We start from the raw sequence: 12,450 nt of genomic DNA on the forward strand, positions 1-12,450 counted from the left end.
GGCCAGTGGCCCGGCAGTTCACGCCTGTCGCTGCCTTACTGCGATTTACGAACCCGCAGATACCACTCGGAGAGCAGCCGTACCTGTTTGTCGGTGTAGCCGCGCTCGACCATTCGTGTGACGAAGTCGTTGTGTTTTTGCTGATCCTCCTTGCTGGCCTTGGCGTTGAAGCTGATGACGGGCAGCAGGTCCTCGGTGTTGGAGAACATTTTCTTCTCGATGACCACCCGCAGCTTCTCGTAGCTGAGCCAGGTAGGGTTCTTGCCGTTGTTGTTGGCGCGGGCGCGCAGCACGAAGTTGACGATTTCGTTGCGGAAATCCTTCGGATTGCTGATGCCGGCCGGTTTCTCGATTTTTTCCAGCTCCTCGTTGAGGGCCACGCGGTTGAGGATCTCGCCGGTTTCCGGGTCGCGGTACTCCTGGTCCTGGATCCAGAAGTCGGCGTACAGCACGTAGCGGTCGAAGATGTTCTGGCCGTACTCGCTGTAGGACTCGAGGTACGCGGTCTGGATTTCCTTGCCGATGAATTCGATGTAGCGCGGCGCCAGGTATTCCTTGAGGAAACGCAGGTAGCGTTCGCGGGTTTCCGCCTGGAACTGCTCCTGTTCGATCTGTTGCTCCAGCACGTAGAGCAGGTGCACCGGGTTGGCCGCAATTTCGTGCGGGTCGAAGTTGAAGACCTTGGACAGGATCTTGAACGCGAAGCGCGTCGAGAGGCCGTTCATGCCTTCATCCACACCAGCGGTGTCGCGGTACTCCTGGATTGACTTGGCCTTGGGGTCGGTGTCCTTGAGGTTTTCGCCGTCGTACACGCGCATCTTCGAATAGATGTTCGAGTTTTCCGGCTCTTTGAGGCGCGACAGCACGGTGAACTGGGCGAGCATCTTCAGGGTGTCGGGTGCGCAATGAGCCTTGGACAGCGAGCTGTTGAACAGCAGCTTGTCGTAGATCTTGATCTCATCACTGACTCGCAGGCAGTACGGCACCTTGACGATGTAGATCCGGTCGATGAAGGCTTCGTTGTTCTTGTTGTTGCGGAAGGTGTGCCACTCCGATTCGTTGGAGTGGGCCAGCAGGATCCCGGTGAACGGAATCGCGCCCAGGCCTTCGGTACTGTTGTAGTTGCCTTCCTGGGTCGCGGTGAGCAGTGGGTGCAGCACCTTGATCGGTGCCTTGAACATTTCCACGAACTCCATCAGGCCCTGGTTGGCCCGGCACAGCGCGCCCGAGTAGCTGTAGGCGTCGGCGTCGTTCTGTGGGAATTCTTCAAGTTTGCGAATATCGACCTTGCCCACCAGCGCCGAGATGTCCTGGTTGTTCTCGTCGCCTGGTTCGGTCTTGGCCACGCCGATCTGGTTGAGGATGGACGGGTAGAGCTTCACCACGCGGAACTGGCTGATGTCACCGCCGAACTCGGCCAGGCGCTTGGTGGCCCAGGGCGACATGATGGTGTTGAGGTAGCGGCGCGGGATGCCGAAGTCTTCTTCGAGGATCGCGCCATCTTCCGTGGCGTTGAACAGGCCCAGGGGCGACTCGAAGACCGGTGAGCCCTTGATGGCGTAGAAGGGCACTTTTTCGATCAGTTGTTTGAGCTTTTCGGCCAGCGACGATTTACCGCCACCGACGGGGCCGAGCAGGTAGAGGATCTGTTTCTTCTCTTCCAGGCCTTGGGCGGCATGGCGGAAGTAGGAGACGATCTGGTCAATGCATTCTTCCATGCCGTGGAAGTCTTCAAAGGCCGGATAACGACGGATCACCTTGTTGGAGAATATTCGCGACAGCCGCGAATTGTTCGAGGTGTCTATCAGCTCCGGCTCGCCAATCGCCAGCAGCAGACGTTCGGCGGCAGACGCGTAGGTGCTGCGATCCTGTTTGCACAGCTCGAGATACTCTTGCAGCGTGAGTTCTTCCTGCTGTGTGGATGCGAAGCGTTGTTGGAAGTGGCTAAAGATACTCATGACGTCGTCACCTCGCTCGATACGTGGAGCCGACGCCGGATCAATCAGTCGATGCTGGCAGACATTGGCAGGCGCCAATGGCTGTTTTCCCCCCAAACACCCTGAAACGCTACCGATGACCCGCACGCCGGTGTACCGGCTCTCCCCTGATTCGGATGGCCTGCGCTTAAGGATAGTTCGGAATCGGAGAGGTCAAGGCGCGATGCGCAATTAGTTTGGCTGCGCCGTTCGTCAGAAACGGCGCGAGCCCAAGCGTCACGCGGGGTAGCGGGGTGTGAAAAAAATTATTGCGAATTGCCGGAAGAAATTTCCGCAGGATAAGTCGTACGCCACAGTTCAAAGCCGCCATCCAGGCTATAGACGTCGGAGAAACCCTGGCTGATCAGATAAGCCGCTGCACTCTGGCTGGAATTGCCGTGATAGCAGGCCACGATCACAGGTGCATCGAGGTCGGCGGCGCGGATGAAATCGGCGATGTTGACGTTGTCCAGGTGCTGGGCGCCAGTGATGTGGCCAGCCGCATACGTTGGCTGGTCACGGATGTCGACCACCACGGCACCTTGCTCGCGCAGTGCCTGGGCTTGTTCGGGGGGGATACGTTTGAATTCGCTCATGGCGGGCTCCTATGGCTTGGCAGTAGCCGGCAGTGTAACGGGAAGAGGGGATTCGCACTGGCAGCTATGACGCTCGCCGGTGTCGATGTTCATCAGGGTCATGGCGCCGCCCCACACGCAGCCGGTGTCGAGGGCGAATACGCCGGGCTCATTGCACTTGCCCTCAAGGGCCGCCCAGTGGCCGAAAATGATCGGGGTGTCGCGGGTCTTGCGCTCCTTGTGAGCAAACCAGGGCTTGTAGCCCGGCAGCGCGGTGTCCGCGCCTTCCTTGCTCTTGAGGTCGAGCTTGCCCTCGGCAGTACAGAAGCGCATGCGCGTGAAGTAGTTGGTGATGACCCGCAGGCGCGTGACGCCGGTGAGGTCGTTGTCCCACTTCACTGGCTCGTTGCCGTACATGCCGTCAAGGTAGGCGGTATAGAGGGTGTCATCGGCCAGGGCGCTTTCGACTTCGGCGGCGCACTTGAGGGCTTTCTTCAGCGTCCACTGGGGCGGGATGCCAGCATGGACAAGGGCCATGTTGCGGCCTTCGTCGTAATGCATGATTTTTTGCCGGCGCAGCCAGTCGAGTAGTTCGGCGCGATCCGGTGCTTCGAGGATTTCCCGCAGGGTGTCGCCCTTTTTCAGGCGCTCAATGTTATTGCCGGCTGCCAGCAGATGCAGGTCGTGATTACCCAATACGCACACCAGGGAGTCGCGCAGGCGATATAAATAGCGCAGCGTCTCCAGGGATTGCGGGCCGCGGTTGACCAGATCACCGACCAGCCACAGGCGATCGTTGGCTGGGTCGAAGGCCACGCGCTCAAGCAGGCACTTGAGGGGTTCCAGGCAGCCTTGCAGATCACCGACCGCGTACGTCGCCATCAGTGCAGGGCTCCCGGCACGGCGAGGCGGAAGGGCGCGATGATGGCGTCGAACAATTGGCCGTCGGTGGCTTTCATCTGATACGAGCCCTGCATGGTGCCGACTTTGGAGGTCATCACCGTGCCGCTGCTATAGGTATGGCTGGCGCCGCTGTCGATCAACGGTTGCTGGCCAACCACGCCGGCGCCGCGAACTTCTTCGACCTGACCGTCACCGTCGGTGATCACCCAGTGGCGCGACAGCAGCTTGGCCGGCACCAGCCCGTTGTTTTTCACCGTGATGGTGTAGGCAAAGGCAAAGCGGTTCTGTTCAGGTTGGGATTGGTCCGCCAGGAAGCGGGTGACGACGCTGACGTCGATCTGGTAGCGAGGATCGGACATGCAAGAGGCCTTAAAAGCGGAAGACAGCAGATGCGGTTCAGTCTAGGCCAAGAGGAGGGCACTAGGCCAGACATGTGTCTAGCCTAGCTCGGTGCTGTCAGTTCGCGGCTGGTGCAGGCTGAATGGCCAGTTGGTCGGCCAGGCGCACGAATGCGGCCAGGTCCAGTTGCTCCGGGCGCAGGCCGCCATCGACGCCGGCAGCTTCGATCTCGGCATTGCTCAACAGTGCCTTGAGCGTGTTGCGCAGGGTCTTGCGACGCTGGTTGAACGCTTCGCGTACGACACGCTCCAGCAGTTTGTGGTCCTTGGCCGGGTGTGGCAACACGGCGTGGGGCACCAGGCGTACGATGGCCGAGTCGACCTTTGGCGGCGGATTGAACGCGCCAGGGCCCACGTTGAACAGGTGTTCGACGCGGCAGTGGTACTGAACCATGATCGACAGGCGGCCCCAATCACCACCCCCAGGACCTGCGGCCAGACGTTCTACCACTTCCTTTTGCAGCATGAAGTGCATGTCGCGGATGATCCCGGCGTTGTTCAGCAGGTGGAAAATCAGCGGCGTGGAGATGTTGTACGGCAGGTTGCCCACCACGCGCAGGCTGTTAGGCGCGGCGTCGAGGGTGTTGAAGTCGAACTTCAGTGCATCGCCCTGATGCAGGTTGAAGTTGGGCTTGCCGGCGAACTGCTGGTTGAGGATCGGGATCAGGTCCTTGTCCAACTCAACCACGTCCAGTTGGCCGCCACTGGCTAGCAGGCCTTGGGTCAATGCGCCCTGGCCCGGGCCGATTTCCAGCAGGCGGTCTTCAGGCTTGGCATGGATGGAGCGCAGGATGCGGTCGATCACGCCAGCGTCATGCAGGAAGTTTTGCCCGAAGCGCTTGCGCGCCCGGTGTTGGTAATGCTCGGTCATATACGGGTCTCGGCCATCTGATAGGCGGTTTCCAGGGCCACGTGCAGGCTGCCGGTATCGATCTTGCCGCTGCCCGCCAGGTCCAGGGCGGTGCCATGGTCGACGGAGGTGCGGATGATCGGCAGGCCCAGTGTCACGTTGACGGCGGCGCCGAAGCCTTTGTATTTAAGCACCGGCAGCCCCTGGTCGTGGTACATCGCCAGCACTGCGTCGCAGTGCTCCAGATATTTGGGGGTAAACAGAGTGTCCGCAGGCAGTGGGCCGCGCAGGTCCATGCCTTCTTGGCGCAGACGCTCCAGGGTGGGTTCGATGATGTCGATTTCTTCATGGCCCAAGTGGCCGCCTTCGCCGGCGTGGGGGTTGAGCCCACAGACCAGGATGCGCGGTCGGGCGATGCCGAACTTCTGTTGCAGGTCGGCATGCAGGATGCGCGTCACGCGCTCCAGTCGCTCGACGGTGATGGCGTCGGCAATCTCACGCAGCGGTAGGTGCGTGGTCACCAGCGCGACCCGCAGGCCGCGCGTCGCCAGCATCATCACCACTTGTTCGGTGTGGGTCAGGTCGGCGAGAAATTCGGTGTGGCCGGAAAAGGCGATGCCGGATTCGTTGATCACGCCTTTGTGTACTGGCGCGGTGATCATGCCGGCGAAGTCACCGTCGATGCAGCCTTGCCCGGCGCGCGTCAGGGTTTCCAGCACGAACGCGGCGTTGGCCTTGTCCAGTTGGCCGGCAACCACCTTGGCCTGCAACGGGGTGTCCCACACGTACAGGCTGCCGGCGGGGGCGGGCAGGTCGGGCCAGCTGCCTGGCTCCACCTCCAGCAAGTTGACAGCCACACCCAGCTGCGCGGCCCGCTCAAGGAGCAGGTCGCGGCTGGTAATGGCAATCAGGGGGTGTGGCTGGGGTTGCGAGGCGAGCAGCAGGCACAGGTCAGGACCAATGCCGGCCGGCTCGCCGGGTGTCACCGCGAAACGCTGGGGTTTCACTGAACTGCCTGGTCGGTGCCTGTCTGGGCGCCTGGCAGCTTGTTCTCAACGTAGGCTTCGTCGCGGATCTGACGCAGCCAGGTTTGCAGCTCTTCGTCGTATTTGCGGTTACGCAGTACGTTCAGTGCTTGTTGCTCGCGTGCTTGATTGGTGTTGTCGGTGGCGCGACGGCCAAGGACTTCCAGCACATGCCAGCCATATTGGGTCTTGAATGGCTTGGACAGTACGCCTTGCGGGGTGTCGGCCATGACTTGCTGGAACTCCGGCACCAAGGCTTTCGGGTCGATCCAGTTCAGGTCGCCGCCGTTGAGGGCCGATCCCGGGTCTTCCGAGAAGCTCTTGGCCAAGGTGGCGAAGTCTTCACCGCTTTCGATGCGGTCATAGATCTTCTGGGCCAGTTCCTTGGTCTGGGCTTCGGTGCGGATTTCGCTTGGTTTGACCAGGATGTGGCGAACGTGCACCTCATCCTTGAGCGACGTTTCGCCGCCGCGTTTTTCCAGGAGCTTCAGGATGATGAAACCACCCGGTGTACGCGCAGGTTGGGTGATGCCACCCACTTCCATTGCGCTCAGCTCGCGGTCGAACGGCGGAGGCAATTGAGCCGCTTTACGCCAGCCCATGTCGCCGCCTTCCAGTGCGTTGTCGCTGCCGGACTGGGCGATCGCCATTTGCGCGAAGTCGGCACCTGCCTTCAGGCGCTCGTAGATAGCCTGGGTCTTGGCGGCGGCTGCATTGAGCTGCTCGGAGTTGGCGCTGTCCGGTGTCGGGATGAGGATGTTGGCCAGGTGCAGCTCTTCGGAAAGCTGCATCTTGCCCAGGTCCGACGCCAGGAAATTCTTCACTTCCTGCTCGGACACCTGAACCCGCTCGGCCACACGGCGCTGACGTACACGGCTGATGATCATTTCACGGCGGATCTGGTCACGGGCGTCCTCATAGGACAAACCGTCGTGGGCCAGGGCTGCGCGGAACTGGTCGATGCTCATGTTGTTGCGCTGGGCAATGGTGCCCACGGCCTGGTTCAGTTCCTCGTCCGAAATACGGATGCCGGAACGATCGCCGATCTGCAGTTGCAGGTTCTCGACGATCAAGCGCTCCAGTACCTGCTGGTCCAGAACGCTGGTCGGTGGCACCCCACCGCCACGCTTGGCGATGGTTTGCTGGACTTCCTTGACGCGCTGGTCCAGTTGGCTCTGCATGATCACGTCGTTATCGACGATGGCCACGACCTTATCCAGTTCTTGAACCGCAGCGTGCGCCGATGCGGTACCCAGGAACAGCGCGCCCAGCACTAGCGGGCGCAGACAATCAGAAAGCTTGGTCTTCACGTTCACGATAACCTTCAATGCCTTTGTCGAGGAAGCTCTCTACCTTGGCGCCAGTCAGGCCGCCGAGTCCTTTGAGGACGATCTGGAAGAAGAGCCCGTGGTCACCCTTTTCGTTAAGCGGGGCGATCTGGCTGTATTCGTCGTTGGAAACCCAGTAACGGTTGATGACGCGCAGTTTCCAGCAGCAGTTGTCGTACTCGAAACCACCGAAGGCTTCCAGGGTACGGTTGCGAGCGTAGTCATACTGCCAGCGGGTGATCAGGTTCCATTGTGGAATGATCGGCCACATCATCGAGAAGTCGTGTTGTTGGATTTTGTAGTAATCCTTCACGTAGTTCTCTTGACCAGGCGTACCGTAGTCGCCACCGAACTGCCATTTGCCGGTCAGCTGGTTGTAGACGACCTGGTCGTTACGATAGCGATAGCCGACGTTGATGATCTTGTTCGGGTTGTCTTCCGGCTGGTAGTGAAGCATCGCGCTGCCGGAACGAGGGCTGTGTTCCTCGGTGTCCCAGTTGTAGTCGGCAGTGGCGCGCCAGTCACGGTTGAAGCGGAACTCGTAGTCCAGAGCTACCGGCGAAACATCGGACTGTGCATCGGCACGGTCAGCCGCGAGGATGCCTGGCAGTTGCACTTCACGATCCTTGAAGTACACCGCCTGGCCCACGGATACGCGCTGACGCTCGAAGCCGTTTTCTTCGATCCAGCGGCTGGTCAAGCCCAGGGACAGTTTGTTCTCGTCGCCGATCCGGTCAGAGCCGCTGAAGCGGTTGTCGCGGAACAGCGAGGCGTAGCTGAACGAGTATTCGCTGGTATCAAAGACCGGGATGTCGCTCTGGTCCTTGTTTGGCACATACAGGTAAAACGCACGCGGCTCGAGAGTCTGGCGATAGTCTTTGCCGAACCAGTTGGTGTTGCGGTCGAAATAGAGGCCGCTGTCGACGCTGGCGATAGGAACTGCGCGGTCTTGCGAGCTTTTGAAGGTGCCACCGGCATATTGAGTGCCGGCTGCGGCTGCCGCATTTTGACTCGCAATGATCTGGTTCTTGCCGGTGCTGTCGAGGTCAAGATCGTACTTGGTGTAAACGTACTTGAGCTTCGGCGTGATAAACCCGTAGGTCCAGTTCATCGGGTAGTCGACGGCTGGCGCAACGTTCAAACGTGTGCCGTTGGCGCGGGTGAGGCCGGTGACGTAGGTGTCCAGGCGAGGCGATACAAGTCCGTCCTGATCGGTGAACGTGCCTTTTTCAAGGCTGCGTTCAAAGCGAACAGCTTCGGTCTCATAGGTAAAGTTCAGCCCGCCCGGATGGTACGGCAGCGCACCATTGAAGGTGATTTGCGGCAACCGGTCATACGGCGTGATCTGGGAGATCGTCGCCAACTGGTAAGCCTGGACGTTCAGGCGCGCCTGGTAAGAGTCGCCCCGGTAGGTCACGGAACCCTGTTGATTGAGGGCATCCCGGCTTTCAACGCCTTCCTGGAACGACTTCAGATCCTGGAAGTAGTAAGGATCGCTGATCCGGGTGTAATCCACCTGGGTCGCCAGACGCGAATCCAACCCGCCGCGATGCTGCCAATTGAGCATGTAACGGGTTTTTTCGTAGTCGGTCTGCTTGCTGCGCTCGTCGTTGTCGTCGTTCAGGTACGCGCCGCCGAACTGGCCTTCGCTGGATTTGGTGAGGTAGCGGAATTCGCCTTCCATCAACAAACCGCGCTTGGTCATGTATTGCGGGTACAACGTGGCGTCGTAGTTGGGCGCCAGGTTGAAATAGTACGGCGTAACCAGGGTGAAGCCGGTTTCGCTGCCGGTGCTGAAGCTCGGCGGCAGGAAGCCGGATTGACGACGGTCGTCGATCGGGAAATAGATGTAAGGGGTATAGAGGATCGGGATGTTCTTGATCCGCAACGTCGCGTTGGTCGCCGTACCGAAACCGGTAGCCGGGTTCAACGTGATGTTGTTGCCCCTGAGCTGCCAGGCGTTGCTGTCTGGCTCGCAGGTGGTGTACGTACCGTCCTTGAGACGGATGATCGCGTTTTCAGCACGCTTGGCGTACAGCGCGTTACCGCGGATGCGCGACTTGTGCAGCACGTATTCGGCGTTGTCGATCTGGGCCGCGCCGGTATCGAGTTGCACTTCGGCATGGTCGCCCACGATCAGTGCACCGTTGTCGCGCAGACGGACTTTGCCGTTCAGCTCGCCACGGTTCTCGGCCTGGTACAGGCTGGCTTCTTCAGATTCCAACTGCATGCTGCCCTGGCGCATGACGACGTCACCGGCCAGGGTAGCGATTTGTTGTTCCTGCTCGTAACGCGAAGCCTTGGCGCCGATGAAGGTGGGCGCATCGCTCTTGTTCGTCTTGTCGTTCATGCCAGGACGAGTCGGCTCGATGTACGCACCCCCGCAGTACGGGCCGGTTTCGGCCAGCTGCGCGGCGGTCAGCTTCTCGCGTGGTACCCAGTCCAGGTGGCTGTAGTCGGCGCTGCGCGAGCGCAGGCCACGGCCTTTGGATTCGGTGACCAGTGCGGTCTTGGGCTCGGCCTCGGCTTTGCCGCCAGCATCGGTCTGCGCCGTGCTGTTGGCGGAGCTGATGGCTGCGCCATCATGCACCGGGCGCGGTGGTAGAGGGGCTGCGGCGGTTTTCGGCGCGCAATCCCAGGCACCCGAAGCAGAGACTGAGCAGTCATACTGTTCCGCGGCGACCACGAATGAGGTGGCGAAGGGTTGCAAGGCCAGCAGACTGCCGGTTACCAGCAACGGAAATTTTCTACGAAACGCGGGGGATTTCAATGCCATCTTATTAGTCCGGGCTTCCTGCGTGCCATCTGCCCGCGGTTTGGGCCGCACGCCTCTCGATGGTCTGAAAAAGATGCGTGATAATAAAGCATGCCCCGCTTGACGGCTAGCGCCGTCGGAGACCCTTGTAATGCCCGAGCAAGATCTACGTTTACAACAGCTGGAAGTCTGGCTGGATGAGCAGTTGCCGATCCTTTTCAACGCTCAAGGCTGGGGTGTCGTACCCCCGGCCACATTGACCGCGGCCAGCAGCGACGCGAGTTTCAGGCGCTATTTCCGTTGGGAAGGCGGTGGCCGTACCTTCGTGGTCATGGACGCTCCACCCCCCCAGGAAAACTGCAAACCATTCGTCGATATCGCGCATTTGCTGGCGAAGTCAGGGATAAATGTTCCAAAAATTTACGCAGAAGATTTGCCGCGCGGCTTTCTTTTGCTCAATGACCTGGGCAGAAAAACCTATCTGGACGTGATTGACGACAAAAATGCCGACCCATTGTTTGCCGATGCCATCGACACCTTGCTGGCTTTCCAGCAATTGCCGATGGACGCGCCGCTGCCCAGCTATGACCTCGCCTTGCTGCGCCGCGAGCTGGAATTGTTTCCGGAGTGGTACGTGCGCCGTCACCTGGGTATCGAACTGGATGCGCAGCAGCAAGCGCTATGGCAGCGCGTCAGTGACCACCTGATCGACAGTGCCCTGGCGCAGCCGAAAGTGCTGGTGCATCGCGACTATATGCCGCGCAACCTGATGATCAGCGAACCCAACCCTGGCGTGCTGGATTTCCAGGATGCGGTCTACGGGCCGGTTACCTATGACATCACCTGCCTGTTCAAGGACGCCTTCCTCAGCTGGCCCAAGGCCCGCGTGCAGGAATGGCTGCGTGGGTATTGGGAGCGTGCGCGGCAACTGAACATTCCGGTGCAGGCGGATTTCGACGATTTCCTGCGCGCCAGCGAACTGATGGGCGTGCAGCGCCACCTCAAGGTCATCGGTATCTTCGCGCGCATTTGCCATCGTGACGGCAAGCCACGCTATCTGGCCGACGTGCCGCGCTTCTTTGCTTATATAGAAGCCGTGCTGGCCGACCGTCCGGAGTTGAGCGAGTTGGGTGAATTGCTCGCCAGCCTGCGCCAACCCGCCGAGGCCAATGTATGAAGGCGATGATCCTGGCCGCCGGCAAGGGCGAGCGGATGCGCCCACTCACCTTGCACACGCCCAAGCCACTGGTGCAGGCCGGCGGCAAGCGTCTGATCGAGTATCACCTGGGAGCGCTGGCCAAGGCCGGCTTCACCGATATCGTGATCAACCATGCCTGGCTCGGCCAGCAGATCGAAAACTACCTGGGGGATGGCGCGCAATTTGGCTTGCGCATCCGTTACTCCCCCGAGGGCGAGCCGCTGGAAACCGGCGGCGGGATCTTCCAGGCATTGCCCTTGCTGGGGGACGAACCTTTCCTGGTGGTCAATGGCGATATCTGGACCGACTACGACTTCACCCAACTCAAACGGCCGCTCAAGGGCCTGGCTCATCTGGTGATGGTCGATAACCCGGCCCATCACCCTTCGGGCGGTGATTTCTACCTTGATCAAGGTTTGCTTCATGATGCCGCGCCCGGTGCCGATAACCTGACCTTCAGTGGCATTTCCGTGCTCGACCCCAAGTTGTTCGAGGGGTGCAGCGCGGGTGCCTTCAAGCTGGCACCGCTGCTGCGGGCGGCGATGGCCAAGGGACTGGTGACGGGGGAGCACATGATAGGACGCTGGATTGATGTCGGTACGCTGGAGCGCCTGGCGCAGGTCGAAACCCTGCTGACAGCGGGGCAGTAACATGCTGTGGCCAGGGACGCTGATCGGCGCCGGGGCTGGCTTTGCCATTGCCAGTATTCCGGGGGCCATGCTGGGCGCACTGTTGGGGCAGGCACTCGACCGCCGCCTGCAACTGCACAGTTGGGCGCAGTTGCGCGAGCGCCTGGGCGGGCGCCCGGCGTTGCGCAATGACGAGCTGTTATTCGTGTTGCTGGGGCGTTTGGCCAAGAGCAACGGTCGGGTCGCCGATGGTCATATCCAACAAGCGCGCCAGGAAATGCGCTCGCTGGAGATGACCGACTCGGCCCAACGTCGCGCGATTGCGGCCTTCAATCGCGGCAAGTCCGGCTCCGACCGGGTGCGCAGTTATCTACGTGTGCTCAAGGCCCAACCCCATGCCGCGGAAGGCTTATTGCGCGCATGCTGGCGCATGGTCTGGGCGGACGGACGGGCGGATGACGCCGAACGTGACTTGATTGACCTGTGGGGCAAATGGCTGGGGTGGACGCCGCAGCAGATGCAGGCGCTGGCAGCCGACTACAAGCCGGAGCGCAAACCGCTGGTCAGTCGCGGTGTTACCTATCAGGACGCGTTGCGCTTGCTGGGTGTGACGGCCACCACCGAGCCATCTGTGATCAAGCGGGCTTATCGCCGACTGCTCAGCCGCCACCACCCGGACAAGATCGCCGGCACCGGCGCCAGCCCTGCACAAGTGCGTGAGGCAACCGAGCGTACTCGCGAGTTGCATAACGCCTATGCGTTGATTCGCGAGCGTCGGGATTTCCGTTAGTGTGCCCACCCCCTGTAGGAGCT

The 12,450-nt window shown here is 60.7% G+C and carries 11 protein-coding genes; 3 read left to right on the plus strand and 8 right to left on the minus strand.

The annotated features are described in order from the left end of the window. Positions 1 to 35 precede the first annotated feature (35 nt). The 8 genes from AB4O08_RS15275 to AB4O08_RS15310 all read right to left on the minus strand — a co-directional run bounded on the left by AB4O08_RS15275 (position 36) and on the right by AB4O08_RS15310 (position 9,831). Positions 36 to 1,958 carry a PrkA family serine protein kinase gene (locus AB4O08_RS15275; RefSeq protein WP_010206976.1) on the minus strand — a complete coding sequence of 641 codons (1,923 nt, stop codon included), beginning with the start codon at positions 1,956 to 1,958 and terminating at the stop codon, positions 36 to 38. Positions 1,959 to 2,242: 284 nt separating this feature from the next. After that, positions 2,243 to 2,572 (minus strand): thiosulfate sulfurtransferase GlpE, encoded by a 330-nt coding sequence (gene glpE / locus AB4O08_RS15280; protein WP_010206975.1) that lies wholly within the window; start codon positions 2,570 to 2,572, stop codon positions 2,243 to 2,245. Between the two features lie 9 nt (positions 2,573 to 2,581). Next, on the minus strand, positions 2,582 to 3,433 hold the full coding sequence (locus AB4O08_RS15285; protein ID WP_021491369.1) for a symmetrical bis(5'-nucleosyl)-tetraphosphatase: 852 nt from the start codon (positions 3,431 to 3,433) through the stop codon (positions 2,582 to 2,584). Continuing rightward, positions 3,433 to 3,813: a Co2+/Mg2+ efflux protein ApaG gene (apaG, locus tag AB4O08_RS15290; protein WP_010206973.1), complete on the minus strand. Its 381-nt coding sequence runs from the start codon at positions 3,811 to 3,813 to the stop codon at positions 3,433 to 3,435. The genes AB4O08_RS15285 and apaG overlap by 1 nt, the downstream gene beginning before the upstream one ends. Before the next feature lie 97 nt (positions 3,814 to 3,910). Continuing rightward, a complete protein-coding gene (gene rsmA, locus AB4O08_RS15295; protein WP_460114206.1) occupies positions 3,911 to 4,723 on the minus strand; it encodes a 16S rRNA (adenine(1518)-N(6)/adenine(1519)-N(6))-dimethyltransferase RsmA in 813 nt (270 codons plus the stop codon). Then, positions 4,720 to 5,709 carry a 4-hydroxythreonine-4-phosphate dehydrogenase PdxA gene (gene pdxA / locus AB4O08_RS15300; protein ID WP_042571472.1) on the minus strand — a complete coding sequence of 330 codons (990 nt, stop codon included), beginning with the start codon at positions 5,707 to 5,709 and terminating at the stop codon, positions 4,720 to 4,722. Before pdxA ends, rsmA begins: the two co-directional genes overlap by 4 nt. After that, entirely contained in the window at positions 5,706 to 7,043 is a 1,338-nt protein-coding gene (locus AB4O08_RS15305; protein WP_021491372.1) for a peptidylprolyl isomerase, read from the minus strand. The genes pdxA and AB4O08_RS15305 overlap by 4 nt, the downstream gene beginning before the upstream one ends. Then, positions 7,018 to 9,831 (minus strand): LPS-assembly protein LptD, encoded by a 2,814-nt coding sequence (locus AB4O08_RS15310; protein WP_198831489.1) that lies wholly within the window; start codon positions 9,829 to 9,831, stop codon positions 7,018 to 7,020. Before AB4O08_RS15310 ends, AB4O08_RS15305 begins: the two co-directional genes overlap by 26 nt. Positions 9,832 to 9,961: 130 nt before the next feature. Here AB4O08_RS15310 and AB4O08_RS15315 point away from each other — a divergent pair, with 130 nt between their 5' ends. The 3 genes from AB4O08_RS15315 to AB4O08_RS15325 are packed head-to-tail and all read left to right on the plus strand — an operon-like array spanning position 9,962 to position 12,427. After that, complete coding sequence (locus tag AB4O08_RS15315; protein ID WP_047542627.1) at positions 9,962 to 10,987, plus strand: aminoglycoside phosphotransferase family protein; 1,026 nt, start codon at positions 9,962 to 9,964, stop codon at positions 10,985 to 10,987. Then, on the plus strand, positions 10,984 to 11,658 hold the full coding sequence (murU, locus tag AB4O08_RS15320; protein ID WP_198831488.1) for an N-acetylmuramate alpha-1-phosphate uridylyltransferase MurU: 675 nt from the start codon (positions 10,984 to 10,986) through the stop codon (positions 11,656 to 11,658). Before AB4O08_RS15315 ends, murU begins: the two co-directional genes overlap by 4 nt. A 1-nt stretch (position 11,659) precedes the next feature. Beyond that, positions 11,660 to 12,427 (plus strand): TerB family tellurite resistance protein, encoded by a 768-nt coding sequence (locus AB4O08_RS15325; RefSeq protein ID WP_154847372.1) that lies wholly within the window; start codon positions 11,660 to 11,662, stop codon positions 12,425 to 12,427. Positions 12,428 to 12,450 lie beyond the last annotated feature (23 nt).

This window comes from Pseudomonas sp. H3_E07 (assembly GCF_054668895.1).

What these genes read in the sequence shown, in the direction of transcription:
- AB4O08_RS15275 (WP_010206976.1), bottom strand. Translation starts at nt 1,958, where the DNA reads ATGAGTATCTTTAGCCACTTCCAACAACGCTTCGCATCCACACAGCAG.
- glpE (WP_010206975.1), bottom strand. Translation starts at nt 2,572, where the DNA reads ATGAGCGAATTCAAACGTATCCCCCCCGAACAAGCCCAGGCACTGCGC.
- AB4O08_RS15285 (WP_021491369.1), bottom strand. Translation starts at nt 3,433, where the DNA reads ATGGCGACGTACGCGGTCGGTGATCTGCAAGGCTGCCTGGAACCCCTC.
- apaG (WP_010206973.1), bottom strand. Translation starts at nt 3,813, where the DNA reads ATGTCCGATCCTCGCTACCAGATCGACGTCAGCGTCGTCACCCGCTTC.
- rsmA (WP_460114206.1), bottom strand. Translation starts at nt 4,723, where the DNA reads ATGACCGAGCATTACCAACACCGGGCGCGCAAGCGCTTCGGGCAAAAC.
- AB4O08_RS15310 (WP_198831489.1), bottom strand. Translation starts at nt 9,831, where the DNA reads ATGGCATTGAAATCCCCCGCGTTTCGTAGAAAATTTCCGTTGCTGGTA.
- AB4O08_RS15315 (WP_047542627.1), top strand. Translation starts at nt 9,962, where the DNA reads ATGCCCGAGCAAGATCTACGTTTACAACAGCTGGAAGTCTGGCTGGAT.
- murU (WP_198831488.1), top strand. Translation starts at nt 10,984, where the DNA reads ATGAAGGCGATGATCCTGGCCGCCGGCAAGGGCGAGCGGATGCGCCCA.
- AB4O08_RS15325 (WP_154847372.1), top strand. Translation starts at nt 11,660, where the DNA reads ATGCTGTGGCCAGGGACGCTGATCGGCGCCGGGGCTGGCTTTGCCATT.